The sequence below is a fragment of the Calothrix sp. NIES-2098 genome (assembly GCF_963875125.1).
Taxonomy (GTDB): Bacteria; Cyanobacteriota; Cyanobacteriia; order Cyanobacteriales; family Nostocaceae; genus Aulosira.
Genome location: NZ_CAWNKJ010000001.1, coordinates 3,631,078 through 3,650,307, shown reverse-complemented (window position 1 = coordinate 3,650,307; position 19,230 = coordinate 3,631,078). Strand labels below are relative to the sequence as shown.

The 19,230-nt window shown below is 41.2% G+C and carries 18 protein-coding genes; 14 read left to right on the top strand and 4 right to left on the bottom strand.

The annotated features are described in order from the left end of the window. Positions 1 to 121 precede the first annotated feature (121 nt). From AACU33_RS15245 to AACU33_RS15230, 4 genes are all read left to right on the top strand, one after another. On the top strand, positions 122 to 421 hold the full coding sequence (locus AACU33_RS15245) for a 2Fe-2S iron-sulfur cluster-binding protein (protein WP_096589500.1): 300 nt from the start codon (positions 122 to 124) through the stop codon (positions 419 to 421). Positions 422 to 527: 106 nt separating this feature from the next. Continuing rightward, entirely contained in the window at positions 528 to 782 is a 255-nt protein-coding gene (locus tag AACU33_RS15240; protein ID WP_096589499.1) for a FeoA family protein, read from the top strand. Between the two features lie 179 nt (positions 783 to 961). Then, positions 962 to 1,777 carry an SDR family oxidoreductase gene (locus AACU33_RS15235; RefSeq protein ID WP_096589498.1) on the top strand — a complete coding sequence of 272 codons (816 nt, stop codon included), beginning with the start codon at positions 962 to 964 and terminating at the stop codon, positions 1,775 to 1,777. Between the two features lie 138 nt (positions 1,778 to 1,915). Next, positions 1,916 to 2,572 carry a hypothetical protein gene (locus AACU33_RS15230; protein WP_096589497.1) on the top strand — a complete coding sequence of 219 codons (657 nt, stop codon included), beginning with the start codon at positions 1,916 to 1,918 and terminating at the stop codon, positions 2,570 to 2,572. A 199-nt stretch (positions 2,573 to 2,771) separates the two neighbouring features. On the opposite strand, the gene AACU33_RS15225 is transcribed toward AACU33_RS15230, so the two are convergent. Continuing rightward, complete coding sequence (locus AACU33_RS15225) at positions 2,772 to 3,422, bottom strand: TraX family protein (protein ID WP_339376029.1); 651 nt, start codon at positions 3,420 to 3,422, stop codon at positions 2,772 to 2,774. A 405-nt stretch (positions 3,423 to 3,827) separates the two neighbouring features. Between AACU33_RS15225 and AACU33_RS15220 the strand changes: the two genes are divergently transcribed. Beyond that, positions 3,828 to 5,177 carry a cytochrome P450 gene (locus AACU33_RS15220; protein ID WP_096589495.1) on the top strand — a complete coding sequence of 450 codons (1,350 nt, stop codon included), beginning with the start codon at positions 3,828 to 3,830 and terminating at the stop codon, positions 5,175 to 5,177. Positions 5,178 to 5,252: 75 nt separating this feature from the next. Here AACU33_RS15220 and AACU33_RS15215 read toward each other — a convergent pair whose 3' ends face one another. Beyond that, entirely contained in the window at positions 5,253 to 5,792 is a 540-nt protein-coding gene (locus AACU33_RS15215; RefSeq protein ID WP_096589494.1) for a DUF2267 domain-containing protein, read from the bottom strand. 21 nt (positions 5,793 to 5,813) lie between these two features. Between AACU33_RS15215 and AACU33_RS15210 the strand changes: the two genes are divergently transcribed. From AACU33_RS15210 to AACU33_RS15190, 5 genes are all read left to right on the top strand, one after another. Beyond that, on the top strand, positions 5,814 to 6,044 hold the full coding sequence (locus tag AACU33_RS15210; RefSeq protein ID WP_339376028.1) for a hypothetical protein: 231 nt from the start codon (positions 5,814 to 5,816) through the stop codon (positions 6,042 to 6,044). Next, positions 6,010 to 6,963 carry an AraC family transcriptional regulator gene (locus tag AACU33_RS15205; protein WP_096589493.1) on the top strand — a complete coding sequence of 318 codons (954 nt, stop codon included), beginning with the start codon at positions 6,010 to 6,012 and terminating at the stop codon, positions 6,961 to 6,963. Before AACU33_RS15210 ends, AACU33_RS15205 begins: the two co-directional genes overlap by 35 nt. A 49-nt stretch (positions 6,964 to 7,012) precedes the next feature. Next, a complete protein-coding gene (locus tag AACU33_RS15200) occupies positions 7,013 to 7,795 on the top strand; it encodes a dienelactone hydrolase family protein (protein WP_339376027.1) in 783 nt (260 codons plus the stop codon). Positions 7,796 to 8,229: 434 nt separating this feature from the next. Continuing rightward, the gene (locus tag AACU33_RS15195) at positions 8,230 to 10,614 is read left to right on the top strand and encodes a hybrid sensor histidine kinase/response regulator (RefSeq protein WP_096589491.1); all 2,385 of its coding nucleotides are present in this window, start codon (positions 8,230 to 8,232) and stop codon (positions 10,612 to 10,614) included. Beyond that, on the top strand, positions 10,611 to 11,906 hold the full coding sequence (locus AACU33_RS15190; RefSeq protein ID WP_096589490.1) for a sensor histidine kinase: 1,296 nt from the start codon (positions 10,611 to 10,613) through the stop codon (positions 11,904 to 11,906). The genes AACU33_RS15195 and AACU33_RS15190 overlap by 4 nt, the downstream gene beginning before the upstream one ends. On the opposite strand, the gene AACU33_RS15185 is transcribed toward AACU33_RS15190, so the two are convergent. After that, positions 11,903 to 13,666: a ShlB/FhaC/HecB family hemolysin secretion/activation protein gene (locus AACU33_RS15185; RefSeq protein ID WP_096589489.1), complete on the bottom strand. Its 1,764-nt coding sequence runs from the start codon at positions 13,664 to 13,666 to the stop codon at positions 11,903 to 11,905. The genes AACU33_RS15190 and AACU33_RS15185 overlap by 4 nt on opposite strands. A gap of 820 nt (positions 13,667 to 14,486) precedes the next feature. On the opposite strand from AACU33_RS15185, the gene AACU33_RS15180 reads away from it, so the two are divergent. The 4 genes from AACU33_RS15180 to AACU33_RS15165 all read left to right on the top strand — a co-directional run bounded on the left by AACU33_RS15180 (position 14,487) and on the right by AACU33_RS15165 (position 18,387). Continuing rightward, positions 14,487 to 15,458 (top strand): glutathione S-transferase family protein, encoded by a 972-nt coding sequence (locus AACU33_RS15180; protein ID WP_096589487.1) that lies wholly within the window; start codon positions 14,487 to 14,489, stop codon positions 15,456 to 15,458. Positions 15,459 to 15,507: 49 nt separating this feature from the next. Then, positions 15,508 to 15,963, top strand: coding sequence for a VOC family protein (locus tag AACU33_RS15175; protein WP_096589486.1), 456 nt, complete (start codon positions 15,508 to 15,510; stop codon positions 15,961 to 15,963). A gap of 92 nt (positions 15,964 to 16,055) precedes the next feature. Continuing rightward, positions 16,056 to 16,469 carry a hypothetical protein gene (locus tag AACU33_RS15170; protein WP_339376025.1) on the top strand — a complete coding sequence of 138 codons (414 nt, stop codon included), beginning with the start codon at positions 16,056 to 16,058 and terminating at the stop codon, positions 16,467 to 16,469. 448 nt (positions 16,470 to 16,917) lie between these two features. Further along, positions 16,918 to 18,387: an MFS transporter gene (locus AACU33_RS15165; RefSeq protein WP_096589484.1), complete on the top strand. Its 1,470-nt coding sequence runs from the start codon at positions 16,918 to 16,920 to the stop codon at positions 18,385 to 18,387. Between the two features lie 159 nt (positions 18,388 to 18,546). Here the strand turns inward: AACU33_RS15165 and AACU33_RS15160 are convergent, their stop codons facing one another. Further along, positions 18,547 to 19,230, bottom strand: a complete 684-nt coding sequence (locus tag AACU33_RS15160) for a carbonic anhydrase (RefSeq protein ID WP_096589483.1) — start codon at positions 19,228 to 19,230, stop codon at positions 18,547 to 18,549.

Below are 19,230 nucleotides of genomic sequence, written 5' to 3'. Positions count from 1 at the left end.
TACTAATGACAAATGACAAATCACAAGTCGCACTTCAGGTAGCTTGACAACGAGTAGCACAGAGCGACTGACAAATTCAGGAAATTAAATCTAATTGTATTAGTTTGAGGAGAATCGGAAAATGGCTACCTACCAAGTTAGATTAATCAACAAAAAAGAAGACCTCGACACCACAATTGAAGTGGATGAAGATACAACCATCCTAGAAGCAGCAGGAGAAAATGGTATTGATTTACCCTTCTCTTGTCATTCAGGTTCTTGCTCTAGTTGTGTTGGTAAAGTTGTTGAAGGTGAAGTAGATCAATCCGATCAAATCTTCTTGGATGACGAGCAAATGTCTAAGGGCTTTGCTTTACTTTGTGTTACTTACCCCCGTTCTAATTGCACGATTAAGACTCATCAAGAACCGTATCTTGTCTAGAGTGCAGTTATAGCTTGAACTAGGATGAAGGATGAAAAGTATCTTCATCCTAGCCTGGGGCAAGCTGTTTTAATGCATTTAGCTTATCTATATATTTAGACTTTTCATGTTTACGCCTTTTGCTGTTGCGGGTTGTTCATTAGAACTGCTCAGAATAGGAGAAACAGGAATTGTTACTTTCTGCAAAACTCCGAATGAAAAAATCCAGAAGCAATTGCTAGAAATTGGTATAAATTTAGAAACTAAGATAGCTGTAATCGAGAAACTTCCCATTTTTAAAATTAAAGTTGATAATATAACTCAGGAAATAGATAGAGAAACAGCCCGCGCAATTTATGTGCGGATCATTAGTTGTAAATAAATATAAAAATTTGATTATTGTAAATATCACTTACTCAAACTGACATAATTGCACATTATGCGATCGCTTCTTCAACACACTCTCGATCTAGCCTTGGGTTTTGAGGAAATTTAGCCATTTATACCTGAGTGTGGAGTATAGTCGATTATTTACTGTAAATTCGCACTTAACCGGAAGCGATGCCTAAAACAGTCCTCATCACCGGAACATCCAGCGGTATTGGTAAACTGGCTGCGATGTACTTTGCTCAACAAGGCTGGAATGTTGCTGCAACTATGCGCAACCCCAGCAAAGACAAAGATTTATGTAACATCTCCAACCTGAAGTTATATTCTTTAGACGTTACTGACAGTAACAGTATTCAAACTGCGATCGCATCTGCTATCCAAGATTTCGGTCAAATTGATGTCTTAGTCAATAATGCAGGTTTTGGTGTCGATGGCGTATTTGAGGCGATGACAGATGACATCATAGAACAGCAATTCAATACAAATGTGTTTGGCTTGATGCGAGTTACGCGAGCCATTATTCCCCAGATGCGGAAACAAGGTGGCGGTACAATTATTCAAATCGCCAGCATGGGAGGGCGAATTACTTTCCCTTTATACAGCATTTATCACAGTTCTAAATGGGCGGTAGAAGGATTTAGCGAATCCTTGCACTATGAATTAGCACCCTTCAATATCAAGATTAAAATTATTGAACCAGGGGCGATTAAAACCGAGTTTTACGGCAGCAGTCGGCGGTTTATTATGAGCGATAATCTACCCATGTATAAATCTTTGGTAGATACTGTTGAAAGCATTTCCCAAGAAGCGGGGAGAAATGGCGAATCGCCGGAAGTTGTTGCGAAAGTAATCTTTCAAGCTGCAAGCGATCGCAGTTCCAAGCTGCGCTATGCTGTCGGCAAACCTGCTCCACTGTTGCTCGTGCTGCGTAAACTGCTCCCCGATAGTTGGTATTTTTCTCTCATCAAACGTGGCTATAAAATTTAATACCAAACAAAGAGTGCGATAGAAGGCGATCGCAACACCCGATCGCTTTGCGAATGCGACGAATCATAAATTTTTGACAGTTATCTAGACCTAAGTAGTTAAGATAAATCAAGTATTTATAATAACTTATATAAGTGTATGTCTGAAATCTTAGAGTCGCGTAGATCTATCCCTATATCAAAAGAGTTTTTCTGTGATGGTCATTTCTACGTACTTACCTCTGTAAGTTTAGGAGGTAGTAATCTTCAGCCAGAAGAAATTTCCGAAATTTTAGGTCGTGGCGAAGAACAACAAATAGAGGAACTATTGAGACGCGGAATCTGTATTCCTCTATTTTTTGATGGCGACTGTGCGCTTGATAATCAAACAATCTTTGTTTTAGGCGATTTAACAGAGCAGGAAGAACGCGACTGGATTGGACGTTTATCTGGGAAATTAAACATTCCTTGCGGTAAATTCGTAATTCTTTGTGGAGGCGGCGATCCTGATGAGTTAGGTTATGCGATTTCCGGGAAACCTCCCAAGCAGCATTATGAGATTTTTCAGGTTATTGAAGTTCCGCCAGCAGAGTATTTGGTAGAAATTTATGCCTACTTATCGAGTATGACTGTACAGATATCTTTGGAAGAATACGATGAGACTTTAGAGCAGTGGTATCAACTTAACCGTCCTGGTATTGCTGATATTGGCTATATCATTAGATTGGTTCCTCTCATCACCGATCCTCCTCTACCTAAACTTGTCCCGGAAATTGGTTGGTGTGGAGAATTTGAGTTTCGCCATCCTGAAATTTAGCGATCGCACTCTCGCATAACAAGCAATACTAATTTAAAAAAAGAATGCGACAGATGGTTAAAGAAATAATATGTAGGGTGGGCATTGCTAGCCCTGTCAAGATGATATCTAAAAAAGCCCTTTTTCTTCGTGTTCTTTGTGCCTGCGTGGTTAAAAAAATGATTTAACACATTGGAATGTTTGATGAGATGAGACACTTTTATTTGTAAGTTATCAAATAATGAATTATACCTAATATTAACAAATGAACCGGGTAGAACACATAGAACCATCTAGCCCGTGGCCCTTGTTGACCATTGAATTGAAAAACAATAATTCCGGCAAGAATTGCCCAATTTTGAGTGAGAGAATCTACAGAAGTAATTAGCGCAACAAGGTGAAAGATGCACCAATAAAGCGCCCATATGTGAGGCTTGAGTTTGTCGGTTAGAGACATCAAGAAAATGACTCCAATTCCGTATGCTCCGTATTCACAATGGAAGATTTTAGCGCTCGCCGCACATAATGCTACAATAGCCAATTGCTGCCACAATTGCGGATAACGCCTTATGAGACGCAACATCACAAGTCCAACCAGCAGCTCTAAGAGAATATTAAGTGAAAACCTCCTAAAAGCAAGAATATAAATTGGCTGAGAGATAATGGCTGCAATCAACAACCTTCTTCCGTAGCGGTTAACATTTCGGGTGTGTTTTTCACCTTCAGCCAGAAGCCACGCAAACAGAGGAAAACTCAAGCGCCCAATATAGCGCAAAATCACTAAATTTGGCATTAAAATATAGCACGCATGATCTATAACCATGAACAATGCTGCCAAGATTTTAATATTGAAAGCTGAAAGTTTAATCACAAATTATATTCAACTTATAGGGTACAGATTTATCAATTTAGCTATATGTATTTTAGTGCGATCGCCTAGCGCGATCGCATAATTAAATTAAGCGAACATAACAGTAAAAATATTCCTGGCCAACTATTATCAAGCTAGCGGACTGTTGAATAGCTGCGGAGTATTTCGGAATGCTGAGACAGCAGTCTAAAGATAAAAATATATCTATTACTAAAGGCGTAATTATTAATTTAATAAATTCAACCAAAGGAATATACAAGACCTATCAAGCGTTTTATGATTTTCTTAGCGTCATAACTTCGCTCGCTGTTGAGAAGCTATAAAACACAACATTTAGTGAGCTATCGTCAAGCTATGTCCCTCATGTAGAGTTGAGTTATGGGGATAAAGCAGAGGGGAAATTTTATGTTCAGTCAATTACCAAATAGGATCGCCAGTCCTTCTTGGTGGCAACTCATCAATTGGATTGCCAATCCAATCGGATTTCAGCAAAGAAATCGACAAAAGTATGGCGATATTTTTTCCATGAATTTGGGTAAGATTGGATCTTTTGTACTGATTGGCGATCCTCAAGTAGTTCAAGAAATTTTCAACCAAGATGCTAAATTTGATATCGGTCGCGGAAACGAAATTGCCAAGCCTCTCCTAGGGCAGCATTCTCTATTGTTAATGGATGGCGATCGCCATCGCAGAGAACGAAAATTATTAATGCCTCCTTTTCATGGTGAGAAGCTACAAGCTTATGCCAAACAAATCTGCTTAATTACCGAGCAAATCGCTAGTAAATGGCAAATTGGTCAACCATTTATAGCTCGATCTGCTATGCAGAAAGTTAGTCTTGAAGTGATTTTGCAAATCGTTTTTGGTTTAAGTGAAGGGGAACGGTATCAAAAACTTAAATCCCTACTTACAGCTTGGCTAGATATGACCGATTCTCCTCTACGCTCTAGTATGTTATTTTTTCAGTTCTTACAAAAAGATTGGGGAAATTGGACTCCTTGGGGGAGGATGAAACAAAGACAACGCCAAATTCATGATTTGCTGCAAGCAGAAATTGCCGAAAAAAGAGCAAAACAAGATGAGATTCATGGCGGCGATGTTTTAAGCCTGATGATGGCAGCAAGAGATGAAAATGGTCAAGCAATGAGCGATGAAGAATTAAAAGATGAGTTGCTGACAATTTTATTTGCTGGACATGAAACTACTGCAACCACACTTGCTTGGGCTTTCTATCAAATTCATCAACATCCAGATATTTTAGAAAAATTGCAACACGAACTAAATAGCTTAGGCGATAATCCCAACCCAATGGAAATTGCTCATCTTCCCTACTTAACAGCAGTCACTCAAGAAACGCTGCGGATGTATCCAGTCATTCCCGGCTTATTTGCACGCATTACCAAATCAGTCATGAAGGTTGGTAGATATAAGTTTTATCCTGAAACCGCCTTAATGCCCAGTATTTACCTCATACATTACCGGGAAGATTTGTATCCTCATCCCGAACAGTTTAAACCAGAGCGTTTTCTGGAACGACAGTATGCTGCTTGGGAATATTTTCCTTTTGGTGGTGGAAGTCGGCGGTGTTTGGGATTTGCTCTAGCTCAGTTAGAAATGAAATTAGTCTTGGGAACAATTCTATCTAAATATCAGCTGGCTTTAGCGGAAGATAAACCAGTGAAAGTACAACGTCGTGGCTTTACCCTGGCTCCTATGGGTGGCGTGCGGCTAGTAATGACAGGAAAAATTGATTAGTTTGGCATAATTTAAGATAAAAAGTCTGTTTGTGACTAGCGATCGCAAACAGACTTGATTTTATTAGGTTTTTAATTATGCTTGTTCCCAAAGTGCGCGGACGCGATCGGGAAGCCAACCAGCAATTTCTTGAATCCGTTCTTGAGAAAGTTCATCTTTGGTAGCAGAAAACACCGCTTGAATTGCCCGATCGCGGTCAACTGTTCCTGGGAGTCCGCCTTCATTAGCAACTCTGGTGAGAAATAAATTAGAATCAATGCCAACGGGAGCCGGGCCTCTTAGAGGTTGACGTACTCGACTTAAAAATCTCACAATCGGGTTGGTATCTTTCCAAAGTTCAGCCACTTCCATCTGGAGTGCTTTCTCATCAGTCGGTACAGCCTCATGATGTAGTTCTGACTCGACGCGATCGATAGCATCTGTGGTCATCAAGTCGCGCATGACACGAAATACAACTTCGCTAAAGTCTCTGGCGTCATACAAATCTGCAAATCCGGCTTTGACCATGACTTTTTCGAGAAACGAGCGATGTTCGTCGGCGATCGCAGTCCGAGAATCTTCAATCTCTGTTGGGTCAACTTCTGGAATGTTTTGTCTAAATGTTTGATCTGGCATGGTTTATGCTTGTGCTTGTTAATGTTGAGTCTTTATGCTTACCTATGTAAGGTCGCACAAATTAAAAATGCTTGGTGTCATCCAGAAGTTCGAGATGTCATCTATCCAAAAGTTAGAAATCTAGCAGATAAGTTTATTGCTGTAGCTTGGGTAACATGGTTTCTCTGTGTTGTAATTAAAGTCAGAATAGACAAATCCCAAACTGTCTCAGCAAAAGATGAACACTCCAGGGTCAACAATCAAAGTTATTGATTACCGTCAAGAGAAAGCATCAGATGCATTTGTACCCAAACCTGCTGTTCTCTCAAGTTCGGGATGGGACAGTATTTATTTTGAATTCCATCAACAGCCGAAGTTTGACATAGCCGAACATCAGCACACAATGCACGTTATTGCCCAAGGAATTCCCTACTCATCACTTTCCATTTCATCAGGAGAACGATGGTTAGATGGAAAGATGGTCAGAGAAAGGCGCAATAACGGAGATATTGCGATCGTTCCTGCGGGTATTTCTCATCGCTGCAATTGGAATACCTCAGTTCAGTTTATGATTTTGGCATTTGAGTCTGAACTGCTTCAACAAGTCGGTCAAGATTTGGTTAATTGCGATCGCATTGAACTTATTCCCCATTTTATGAATGAGCAAGATGTGTTGATTCAAGGTATTCTATCGGCGCTGAAAGCAGAATTAGAATCTGACAAAATAGGAGGATATTTGCTAATTGATAGCCTAAAAACGACATTAGCAATTCACCTATTACGCAACTACTGCACTACCCAACCTAAAATCTCTACCTATGCAGATGGGTTATCAAAGTCAACGCTGCAACAGGTGAGAGAATATATTAATGCCCATTTGCATCAGGAGATAAAGCTAAGTGACATTGCTGCGATCGCGCAGATGAGCCAATATCACTTTTTGCGTTTATTCAAGCAAAGTATGGGTGTCACTCCCCATCAATACATTTTGCAATGTCGTATCGATCGAGCTAAATATCTACTGCAACATAGCGAACTCAGTATTGCAGATATTGCTCTTAGCTTAGGTTTTTGCGATCAAAGCCACTTGACGCGCTATTTCAAGCGGATTGTGGGCGTTACACCAAAACAAATCTTGCAAGCGCGACGCAATAATTTACTAAAATCCCGCAACTTTTTTCTAGAGTCTTAAGTGGCATTTTTTCTACAGTGAAATTACACTGATATCGGACAAAACAAAGATGATAGAAATTCATACTAAAAAAGTCAAAATCCCTAACAACGGCTTAGAAATCGATGCTTATTTAGCTCAACCAAAACATCAAGCAATCTTTGATGCAGTTATAGTTTTTCCAGAAATCTTTGGAGTTAATAGTAATATTAGAGATATTACCGAATTAATAGCCAAACAAGGTTATATAGCCATAGCCCCAGCAATGTATCAACGTATTGCACCGGGTTTTGCAGCTGACTTTAGCCCTGAAGATATTGGTTATAGCCCAGAAGCATATCGCCTTGGTTTGCAATACTATCAACAACTAAAATATCAAGAAATATTCAGCGATATTCAAGCTACTATTGCCTACCTTCAAACTTTACCTAATGTCAAAGATGATGCCATTGGAGCTATTGGTTTCTGTTTTGGCGGTCATGTTGCTTATATGGCTGCTACTTTACCGGATATCAAAGCTACGGCTTCCTTTTATGGTGGTGGAATTACCACTTCTAGTTATGGTGAAGATACTCCAACTATTAATCGCACCTCTAAAATTCAAGGTACTATTTATCTATTTTTTGGGACAAGAGATGCATTAGTTTCCCCAGCAGAATCTGAACAAATTGAAGCAGAATTAAAGAAACATCACATTAAGCATCGTGTATTTCGCTACGACGCAGGACACGGCTTCTTCGCCGGATTTTTTGTAGACCAGTATCCATTTTTAGTCCAGCACCCAAGTTACAACCCAAAAGCTGCACCTGATGCTTGGCAACACGTTCTAGAACTCTTGCAAAATCATTTATGATGAGTATAAATTTCTGAAAATTCTGATACGTATATATAGATTCTTCTCAGGGGTTTAGCAATGCTAAACCCCTATGTACGTATGATTAAATGTTCATGCTAGATGTCACACTTTTTATGCTAATAAAACCCGTATACCCAGAAATATTTAGCTAAAAAATAGCAGATATCATCAATACTTTTGCCGATCAAGTGTGTGTTATCTACTTCACAATCTTTGTCAGTCAGCTTTCACAAGACTTTCTCTATCAAAACTTAAACAATGTAAGTTTTGTATAAATAAATTGATTATTTTGTCACGTTTAACAATCCTAACCGCGATCGCGAATAATTTCTTGGGCAATCTAAATATAGTCCTTTTTTCTTCTTAGCGAACTTATTGTTTTAAGGAGGAAACCTTTGCTCAGAGACAATTCCAGCCCATCCGACACCAAAATGCACTCCTCGCGCAATTTCCAGATCCGATTTATTGTCGGCATCACTACACTTGTTGTAAGTACTTGTGCTTATTTTAGCTATCAGGCTGCTCGGAAAATCACTCTAGAAAGCTTGAGAGTGAGAGCTTTTTTACAGGTAGAGAGAGGAGTTGACGAAATTGAAGAGTGGTTGCACGTTCGCAAAGTAGAAGTGGAAACCCTAGCTCAAACTTCAACTATACGCTCCTTAGACTGGTCTGTGGCTGAACCTTATTTAAAATCAGAAGTTGAGCGCATCAATGAATTTTTCTTTTTCCAAATGGTTACGCCTGATGGTGCGTTTGCTAATACAAAAGTTGGTCGATCAAATAAGAATATTAAAGATAGAGACTACTTTCAAAAAGCAATAGCCGGAAACAGCAATATTTCCGATCCCTTTATCAGCCGTTCCACAGGTATTCCTTTAATTGCGATCGCCACTCCGATTTGGTCAACTTCTGCTAGTAGCCGTTCGCCGATTGGTGTCTTTCATGGAAATGTAAAAGTCGATCGCATCGCTAAGGTAGTCAAATCTCTGCACTATGGGAAGGATAGCTATGCATTCGCCCTCAATTCTCAAGGAGAAGCGATTGTCCATCCCAACTCGACGTTAATGTCAACAGTAGAAAAACCTGCACCCAGCCTCCTGAAAATTCCCGATCGCAATTTAAACGCGATCGCCCAACGGATGGTCAAGAAACAGCAGGGAATTCAGTTGATGGAAATTGACGGTACAAGGAAGTATGTTGCCTTTGTACCATTGCGAGAAGCTAATTGGTCTGTGGCTTTGGTAATTCCCCGCCAAAATATTGAATCTCAACTGCAATTTCTTGATTTGATAGCATTAACTGTCGCCGGATTGACAGTGGCGATGATTGCTGTATTGTGGCGGGTGCAAGAGTTTGAACAGACTCAACTGAAAAAATCTAAAGAAGCGGCTGATACAGCAAACCGTGCTAAGAGCGAATTTTTAGCCAACATGAGTCACGAACTGCGAACACCCTTAAATGGAATTTTAGGTTGTGCCCAAATTTTGCTGCGTTCTCAGGGTTTGCCAGAATCAGAGCAATATCATGTCAACATTATTGAACAATGCGGTTCTCATCTGTTGACCTTAATCAACGACATTTTAGATCTTTCTAAAATCGAAGCGCGCAAGCTGGAACTGCATCCTCAAGAGCTGCATTTTCCATCTTTTTTACAGGGAATTGGGGAAATTGGCCAGATTCGAGCCAAACAAAAAGGTATTTTGTTTATTTATGAACCGTCCAGCAATTTACCTGCCGGAGTTCATGTTGATGCTAAAAGGTTACGTCAAGTTCTCTTAAATCTGCTGGGGAACGCTATTAAATTTACAGATGAAGGTCAGGTTACTTTCAAAGTTGAGGTAATCGAGCAACTTCCCAGTCACGAGCATCGCCTGCGCTTTAGTGTAGAAGATACAGGAATCGGCATTACACCAACCGAATTGGACAAGATTTTTTTGCCATTTGAGCAAGTAGGAGAGAAAAAGCGTCAGACCGAAGGGACTGGGCTGGGTTTAGCTATTACTCGTCAGTTGGTGCAGATGATGGGTAGCGATATCCACGTTCAAAGTCAGGTCGGTGAAGGTAGTACTTTCTGGTTTGAAATAGCGATCGCTGAAGCTAGCGAGTGGGTACAGTCGGCGATGACTGCATCCAAAGGACAAATCATTGGCTTTGCAGGTAGTCCGCGCACAATTTTGATGGTGGACGATCGTTGGGAGAATCGCACAGTCATTACAAACTTACTGCAACCACTGGGTTTTAATGTGGTTGAAGCCACCAACGGCAAAGAAGGTTTAGAAAAAGCGATCGCTCTCAAACCAGATTTGGTAATTACAGATTTACTCATGCCAGAAATGGATGGGTTTGAATTGATTCAACATTTGCGTCATACCCCAGATATTCAAAATGTCAAAATTATTGTCTCTTCTGCTAGCGTCTTTGAAACCGACCAAAATCGCAGTTTAGAAGCAGGAGGTGATGCCTTTTTAAGCAAACCCGTACAAGCAGATGAATTACTGCATCAATTAGAGATTCACTTAGGTTTAACCTGGATTTACCAGCAGTCTTCGTCTGAAGCACAACCAACCAACTCTGCGGCGACAACACGCGATCGTCCAGCAGATCGATTCACTCCACCTTCCCCCGATGTCTTGCGGGAACTGGTGACATTAGCCAAGAAAGGTAACTTCAATGCCATTCTCAAATGGGCAGATCGACTAGAGGAAACAGATAAAAATTTCGCTGCCTTTGCTAACCAATTGCGGCAATTAGCAAGGCAGTTTGACGAAGATTTAATCCTCGATTTCTTAACTAAATATGGGGTAGAAACAGCATGACGGCGACTATAAACGACCACAAAAATTCTCTGCATCGCGATCCTGCCAGAGGAATTATTTTAGTTGTGGATGATAATCCTGCTAATTTACAAGTTTTATCCAGCTTTTTAGATCGGTCTAGCTTTGAAGTTTGGGCGGCTCGCAGTGGTGAAAAAGCTATTCAAAGATTAGACAACGATCGTTTACCCGACTTAATCCTACTTGATGTGATGATGCCAGGAATGGATGGGTTTGAAACTTGTAAATATCTCAAAAGCGATCCGCGTTTTCAGGATATTCCGATCGTTTTTATGACGGCTCTTTCTGATACTGCTGATAAAGTAAAAGGATTGCGATTGGGAGCTGTAGACTACATTACTAAACCTTTTCAATATGAAGAAGTCTTAGTGCGCATAGAACACCAACTGCAACTGCGAAATCTCACAAAAACCTTGATTGCGAAAAACGCTGAATTACAGCAGACTCAAACCCAACTCATCCAAGCAGAAAAGGTAGCAACCTTGGGTCATTTAGCCGCCGGAATTGCTCATGAGGTAAATAATCCCATCAATTTTATCGCTGGTAACTTAAATTTTATCGAACAGTATGTTGGGGAAGTTGTAGATTTACTCCAGTTATATCAAAAGTATCTACCTAACCCACCTGTGGAAATTCAAAACGCTATTCAAACAAAAGATATAAACTTTTTATTAAATGATTTATCTAAAATTATTCAATCCATGCAATCTGGTACAGATCGCGTTACAGAAATTGTGTCATCGTTAAACAATTTCTCTCGCCATCGAGAAGCAGGTAAGAAACTGGCTAACCTGCATGAAGGTTTAGAAAGCACGCTACTCATTCTCGGTCATCGATTCAAACCTAATGCTTATCGTCCGGCAATTCAAATAATCAAAGAATACGGAGAATTGCCACCCATTGAATGCTATCCCGGCGAACTCAATCAAGTTTTTATGAATCTAATTTGCAATGCAATTGATGCAATTGAAGACATCCAAAAAAATCAAAACTTTGAGGAAGTTTCTCGAAATCCTGGCGTGATTCGGATTAAAACTGAGGCAATTGCAGAACGAGTGATTTTGCGAATTGCAGATAATGGATCGGGAATTCACGAAGCAGAAATAACAAACATATTCGATGCTTTTTATACTACAAAACCCATCGGTAAAGGAACAGGACTAGGATTATCTATTGCTTACCAAATTGTGGTTAATAATCATCGCGGTCAGCTAACTTGCCATTCAAAACTAGGAAGTGGCACAGAGTTTATTATTGAATTACCTATCCGTTAAAAAGGATTATAGATTACAGAAAAATACAACCCGTTTTCTTGCCAGGTGTTGTCTCTGGATTCCACAGAAACTAAAGGAATACCCCAATCAAGACGGGCGGTAAAGCGATCGCCTTGTGTCCAGCGCAGGCCTAAACCAACGGATGCTAAGGTGTTAGGGTCTGGGTTGTCTGTATTAGAACTATTCCAAGCCACACCAAAGTCAACAAATGGGATCACCTGTAAAATGCTATTGATTTGGGGTAGGCGCAGAACTGGGACTTGAACTTCTGCGGAAGCAAAAGCACCATTATCCGTCAATAAATAATCTTGTCTGTAGCCGCGAACGCTATCAATTCCACCTAAACCCAACTGTTCTAAAGGCAGCAGCGCTCTAGATGCTAATTGCGTATTAGCACGGACGAGCAACAATGTTTCTGGAGCCAACAACCTTGCCCACTGGGCTTGACCTTGCCATGAGAAAAAGCGACTGTCGGGAGCTTCTTGATTAATAGTTGGATTTAATACATCTATACCCAAGTTAAATTGAGAGCGCAGAGCAATAACTTCACGGCTATTACGACTTGTCCATTCCTGAAAAAAGCGCAGTGCAGAAATGCGCGTGCGTCCTTGTTCGTCAGCGCCTCGTGAAGGGAAGGGTATGCGGTCTATGTCTAGATAACTGGCTTCGCTTTCGCGCCGAGAAGCAGTCAAACCCAAAGCAAATTCTTGAGTGGGAGTTTGGATAATTGGCTGACGGTAGGTAATTTCGTAGTAACGGGAAGAGGATTGAATATCTAGGATATTAAAAGGTTCTTCAATGACATTGCTGGATGTAGTGCCAAAGTTAAAAGCTAGGGTACCGTTACGCGCATTGAGGGGTAATGTATAACCAACATCAAAGGCATTGCTGCCATCGGTATTAGTGTAAGCGAAATTAAAGCCATCACCGAATCCCAGCAAGTTAGCTTGATTGATTTGTAATCGACGGCGGAAACTACCTACACTAGGCGATCGCCCATTATCCAGCACGATTTGCGAACTAAAGGTTCTTGCTTCTTTGACTTCAACTTGTAAGACACTCACACCCGGACGCGAACCGGCGGATAGTTCCGCAGACAAGTTTTTAATTAAAGGATTCAGTTGTAATAGTTGCAGTGCTTCTAGCAACCGTTCCCGATTCAGTGGCGCTTTTGTGGCGATCGCTAAACGGCTGCGCACATAATTCGGATTCAGTCGTCGAGTACCAGTTACTTGAATTTCTTCTAATTTTCCTTCAACAACCTGAATTCTTACTACCCCAGATTTGATAGTTTGCGGTGGAATATAAGCACCGGAAGTAATATAACCTTTCTTGACATATAAATCTGTGATTTTAGAACGAGCCTGAAATATCTCAGCTAAAGATATCGGCCGTTTGGTAAATTCCGCAGTTGCTTTCGCTAACTCTTCCTGGCTAAATACTGTACTCCCAACAACTTCAAACCTGTCTACAACAATAGTTTCTGGCAGCTTTTCTGGGAAGGGCTGCTCAGGTGTAGTGGGGCCAGGTGAGGGAAGTAGCTGTTCTGGTGGGGGTAATGGCTGCGGCTGTATGGGTGAAGGAGATGGGGAAGGTACAGGTGGTTGCACATCTTGAGGCGGTGGCAGTTGTTGCGGCGGCACCTGTACAGTATTAATAGTTTGAGCCTGCACTGCTCTAGAACTCATGCTGCCAAGCAACACAAATATACTCAGTTGTAACCAAAATACTGCTCGCTTCTGAAGATATTTATCGCTCATGCTCGTGTGTAACAATTTCAAGGGATATTAAAATTGAAGGGCTTGTTGCTGACGTGGGAGGGGAGCAGTTTATGTAATTTTTACTGACGCGACCTCACCTAAATTGAAAATTTTACATAAAAGCTGATTTCATACTGGGAATTCCACTATTATCATGTATAGTCACGAATTAGCCAAGAATATCTGAGATTGTCTTTCCATAAATCTCACAAGCGAAAAGTCTATATTTGCTGTACCTAAATATTGATACTTAATTAAATAAGTTACTAGTACTGCTTTGCATATTCGATTTGGGCTTGACTTCATAGATAAATCTTTTTCATTACTCAGATATTGTAAATCTCCTGCTGCGTTGCCCATGCGCCAGAAAATCAATTCTCTAGCTAATAGTAGGGTGAGCATGGCCCAAAATATCCGCGTTTTGGTGGGCAATGTCCACCCTACTTGGTAATTTTATATTTATAATTTTCAATTGCTTTCACTACATTTGCTACCTCTGTATTATTAAGTAATTTTTGCTAAAAATTCAAAACAACAGGATGCTGATGCTTATTATCTCAGCGTTATAGCTCTTGTATAACACTTCAATATTTTTTGACGATATCAACGAAAGTCAGAGTAATCTATATATTTCGTCTATCGATTATCTAAGACCTTTTTCAGATGTGTGTTTGTGAGGCAAAGACTAAAATAAATTTATTTCTATCTTATTGAAGAGTTTGATTGCAATAGCATTCAAATACAAAGCCTGAATTTCTCACAAATAAATAAAAAACTGACAATTCCAAACTATTTTTATAGCATTTTCAAGGCAAGAATTATGGCATCAGGAATTATGGTTGCAGGTAAATGGATAACCGATAGAAAAGAAGAAAATCCCAGCGGTGAGTTTCATGAAATACCAACGACGTTTCGCGATCGCATTACCGCCGATGGAACTAGCGGGTTTAAAGCAGAAGCAGGACGGTATCATCTCTACGTTTCTTTGGCGTGTCCTTGGGCGCATCGTACCGTAATTATGCGAGAACTCAAAGGATTGAATGATGCAATCTCAATCTCGATCGTCGATCCAATTATGGGCGATAAAGGGTGGATGTTTTCTGATGCGCCAGGGGCGATTCCTGACTCGGTAAATCACGCTCAATATTTACGAGAAATTTACTTAAAAGCCGAGCCGAAATACACAGGGCGAGTCACCGTTCCCGTGTTGTGGGATAAGCAAACTCAAATTATCGTTAACAACGAATCTCGCGAAATTATCCGCATGTTTGACGTAGAGTTTGCTTCCTTAGCAACGCAAAAAATAGATTTATATCCACAGGATCTACAACAGCAAATTGATGAAACGATTGATGCAATTTATCTACCAATCAATGCTGGTGTATATCGTGCTGGTTTTGCGACTTCGCAAGCAGCCTACGAACAAGCGGTTACTGAACTGTTCGAGAATTTAGATCGCTGGGAAACAATTCTCAGTAAGCAGCGCTATTTATGTGGGGATCGACTCACAGAAGCCGATATTTGTATGTTTGTAACGCTGTACCGCTTCGATGCAGTGTATTACGGTCACTTTAAATGTAATTTGCGGCGAATCATCGACTATCCCAACCTCTGGAATTATCTCAAAGATTTATATCAGCGTCCTGAGTTCAAAGCAACTTGCAATCTCAACCATATCAAACGCGGCTATTACATGAGCATGACCGATATTAATCCCACTCGCATTGTACCGAAGGGGCCGATCGCAAATTTTGACGAACCGCACGATCGCGATCGCTTCAGTAAGTCATAGTTGCGTTTAACCACGAAAACAAATTACACAATCAAACAGGAGTTAGATCGTGAGCCTTGTATCAGGTATCCACCACGTTGCAGTCATTACAGCAGATCTCGATCGCTTTATCGAATTCTATACTGATGTCTTCGAGATGCCAGTAATCTTTGAAGAAACGACCCCAGCTTTTCGTCATGTACTTCTGCTAGCTGGAAAATCTTCAGTTGTTCACGCAGCAGAGATGCCTGATAATGTTCATAGCTCAGGCTTGCCAGATATGTTCCGACGCGGGCACATCGATCACTTAGCTTTGAATGTGCCAACAGCATCAGCTTTCCAAATTATCCGCCGCAAACTCATAGATCGGGGTGTGACTGATGGCGCGATCGCTGACCTTGGCCCGGTACTTAATCTAGCATTTTCCGATCCCGATGGGATGCATATCGAAGTTTGCTTGATCGTTGATGCTTCACTTCAAGGTTTTCACCAACCGCGACCGTATGCAGAGACTGTCAACCACTAGCTTGAAGCTACTGTCAGCTTTCTTCATATTGCTCAATCAGAGCAAATTTAAGAGCGATCGCCTTTTCCCTTTTCGAGTACTCAATTGCTGTTTTGCATACTACATTTGCCATTATTGACACTACAATTGCTATTTCTGATACTACAATTGTTATTTCCGAGTCATCAATAGCCATTTCAGAGTACCCAGTTGCTATTTCAGAGTACCCAGTTGGTATTTCGGAGTACTCAATTGCTATTTCGGAGTACTCAATTGCCATTTCCGAGTACTTAATTGCTATTTCGGAGTACCCAATTGCCATTTCCGAGTACTTAATTGCTATTATCCCTTCTGACTTCTGGCATGGGGAATGGAAAATTGATTTTTTATGCTTGGTTGTTTCAAGAACTAGGCGATCGCTCGTAAAAGTAGAGGCAGTTAATGCTACTCTAGAAATTGAGGTAGAGCGATTACTCCAACAAACTGTAAATAGAGCCGTATTGAATCCGAAAGCGATCGCTCAATAACAACAGTCTCAGCGGCAGTCAGAATAGATTTCTGAATGAGAACCGCTAGTTTAGAGAGTCATTAGCTGGGGAGTAGGTACAAACAATTACAGAATTTAGGGAGAGCGATCGTTACCTTGGCGATAGCATCAAATACAAAAGATAGATACAGATTCACGTCTAACAAGCTTCAGAATTGATAAGTAAAAAACTTAGGCAATTTCCTGAACTAATCCAAGATCAACTACTCTGGGGAAGTATTTTGTCAAGAATATTTCTGTTCTAGGGAAGTATTGTTTAAAGCATATTTCTGTATAATATTGTATTTAAAGTTTTGTTTCGATAGATTGAAAAATCTATCATAGATTTTGGCTGTCACTCAGTGTTAATTGCCAGCTTATTGTTAGTTAATAACCACCCGCATAGGTGGGCCACTCCTTCTTACCTACTCTCCCATAACTAACCTCTAGTGAAGACTGTATCTCTCTCTGCTGAAGCACTACTAGAACAATCACCTACTATTGAACAAATCAAGCCCGTATCGACATCAGCACCAATACTCAATACAGACTCGCCGCCGAAAATATCTAAACAAGCTACTCGTACTAGCTTAAAGGCATCCACTATAGATGGAGTGTTTGCCACAATTTTTTCTAATATTACCGGCGGCGTTTTACTGGTTAACTTCTTACTTCAGTTGGGTGCTAGTCCATTAGAAATCGGCTTGCTATCTTCAATTCCCTTGCTGGCGAATTTCTTACAACCCCTAGGAGCTTATCTCGCCGATCGCACTTCCAGCCGTCATTGGTATACCCTGGCAATTTTTGGCCCTTCCAGGCTGCTGTGGTTAATCTTAGTTGCGGGTATTGCTTGGTTCTCTTGTACTGAAACCAAATCTCACCAATTAGTCACTTGGACGCTGGGAATCATTCTGATTACCAATATCCTGGGAGCCTTAGGCGGTTGTGCTTGGTTTAGCTGGATGGCTGCTTTAGTTCCCCCTCCCTTGCGAGGGCGTTATTTTGGCTTGCGCAATAGTGCTGCTAGCTTGGCTAATCTCTTGTCCGTACCAGTCTTAGGATATGCGATCTCAACCTGGCCTGGTGGAGGAATCCAAGGCTACGGCGTACTGTTGTTTTTCGGCGTCATCATCGGCCTAATTAGTTTGGCCTGTCAGTTTTGGATGGTGGATGTCAATCCCCAAGTTTATCGCGCTGGTAAAGTTTCATCTCAACCTGAGGAAAATTCCGACAAACCCCAACCAACAGCATTCAGCATCCTGAAAGATAGTAACTTTTTAAAGTTTCTGGTCTATTTTGGCGTGTGGACATTTGCTATGAACCTCAGCGCCCCGTTTTTTAACCTTTATATGTTACAAAACTTGGGTTTAGATTTGACTACAGTCACAATGTATGCAAGTTTAATTGCTGGGGCGAACTTAGTCATGCTGGTAGTTTGGGGTAAGTTAGCCGATCGCGTCGGAAATCGTCCACTACTATTATTAGTTGGCGTGTTAATTGCAGTCACACCATTATTTTGGTTGGGAGCAGGAACTGACTCAATTTCTGTGTGGATATGGCTACCCACAATCCACATAATAACTGGTGGTTTTGGGGCAGCGATTGACTTGTGTAACAGTAATATTCAGATGGAAATGGCTCCTTTGGATCGTCCTTCGCAGTATTTTGCGATCGCCGCAGCTGTTACTGGTGTGAGTGGGGGTTTAGGTTCAGCAGCGGGTGGTTTCTTAGCCCAGTTAGATATTATTGGTGGCTTACCGGGACTATTTGCGCTATCTGCGGCTTTGCGGTTAGTTGCGCTGTTCCCCCTACTATTTGTACGAGAACCGCGTAGCAAGCCTATTACTCATTTGATGGGAAAAATCCTGCCCTTGAAGCCAAAAGCAGAGTTAGTTTCCGCAGAGAAAATGGCTGCTTAATTTATACCAATTTGAAAAAAGAATGCGACAGATGGGTAGGGGAGCCACTCCGTTGGGCGGCTTTGCCGACTTGAAGGATGTGGCGTTGCACAACATTGTTGTGCCCCTACGAATCATTTATGTGTCGCCAACATACATTATTGGGTTTATTTTATGCTTCTATGCAATAATACTTACCTTACCTGTATCTAAGTCGTAACGACCTCCCACGATTTTGAGTTTACCAGACTCCAAACGCTCAGTTAAAAGACGCGATCGCTTTAACCGTTCAATTTGATATTGCACGTTTGCTACTACAGCGTTGTCCACTGCGTCCCCTGGCAGATCTTTCACCTTGTCTACCGCAGGCTTAATTGCTTTCACAAAGGTACTAATATCACCAAGCAACTCTTCTTTCTTCACAGCGGCGGTGACAGCGCCACATCGTTCGTGTCCCAGCACCATCAGTAGCGGCGAGTCTAGCAGGGTAACAGCATATTCAATACTACCCAGCGCTTCTGGTGTAGCAATATTTCCCGCAATCCGCACATCAAAAATGTCACCGATACCTTGATCGAAAACAATTTCTGCGGGTACTCGTGAATCCGCACAACTGAGGATAGTTGCAAACGGATGTTGAGCCTGCGCAACTTCTAGTAACCGCGCCGCCGATTGATCTGGGTACTGGGGTTGATGTTGGACAAAGCGTTGATTTCCCTCTATGAGCTTTTGCAGCGCAGCATCAGGGGTGAGAGATTGGGGGGAGGCTTGAGCCTGTTTAACTTGCCAGAGTAGATCGCTGGCAGCTAACATCAGACCAAATGCTCCTGTGGCTCCTAACTTCAAAAAATTACGACGTTCCAT

Coding starts and splice junctions, on each gene's coding strand:
- AACU33_RS15245 (WP_096589500.1), top strand. CDS start 122: ATGGCTACCTACCAAGTTAGATTAATCAACAAAAAAGAAGACCTCGAC.
- AACU33_RS15240 (WP_096589499.1), top strand. CDS start 528: ATGTTTACGCCTTTTGCTGTTGCGGGTTGTTCATTAGAACTGCTCAGA.
- AACU33_RS15235 (WP_096589498.1), top strand. CDS start 962: ATGCCTAAAACAGTCCTCATCACCGGAACATCCAGCGGTATTGGTAAA.
- AACU33_RS15230 (WP_096589497.1), top strand. CDS start 1,916: ATGTCTGAAATCTTAGAGTCGCGTAGATCTATCCCTATATCAAAAGAG.
- AACU33_RS15220 (WP_096589495.1), top strand. CDS start 3,828: ATGTTCAGTCAATTACCAAATAGGATCGCCAGTCCTTCTTGGTGGCAA.
- AACU33_RS15215 (WP_096589494.1), bottom strand. CDS start 5,792: ATGCCAGATCAAACATTTAGACAAAACATTCCAGAAGTTGACCCAACA.
- AACU33_RS15210 (WP_339376028.1), top strand. CDS start 5,814: ATGTTGAGTCTTTATGCTTACCTATGTAAGGTCGCACAAATTAAAAAT.
- AACU33_RS15205 (WP_096589493.1), top strand. CDS start 6,010: ATGAACACTCCAGGGTCAACAATCAAAGTTATTGATTACCGTCAAGAG.
- AACU33_RS15200 (WP_339376027.1), top strand. CDS start 7,013: ATGATAGAAATTCATACTAAAAAAGTCAAAATCCCTAACAACGGCTTA.
- AACU33_RS15195 (WP_096589491.1), top strand. CDS start 8,230: ATGCACTCCTCGCGCAATTTCCAGATCCGATTTATTGTCGGCATCACT.
- AACU33_RS15190 (WP_096589490.1), top strand. CDS start 10,611: ATGACGGCGACTATAAACGACCACAAAAATTCTCTGCATCGCGATCCT.
- AACU33_RS15185 (WP_096589489.1), bottom strand. CDS start 13,666: ATGAGCGATAAATATCTTCAGAAGCGAGCAGTATTTTGGTTACAACTG.
- AACU33_RS15180 (WP_096589487.1), top strand. CDS start 14,487: ATGGCATCAGGAATTATGGTTGCAGGTAAATGGATAACCGATAGAAAA.
- AACU33_RS15160 (WP_096589483.1), bottom strand. CDS start 19,230: ATGGAACGTCGTAATTTTTTGAAGTTAGGAGCCACAGGAGCATTTGGT.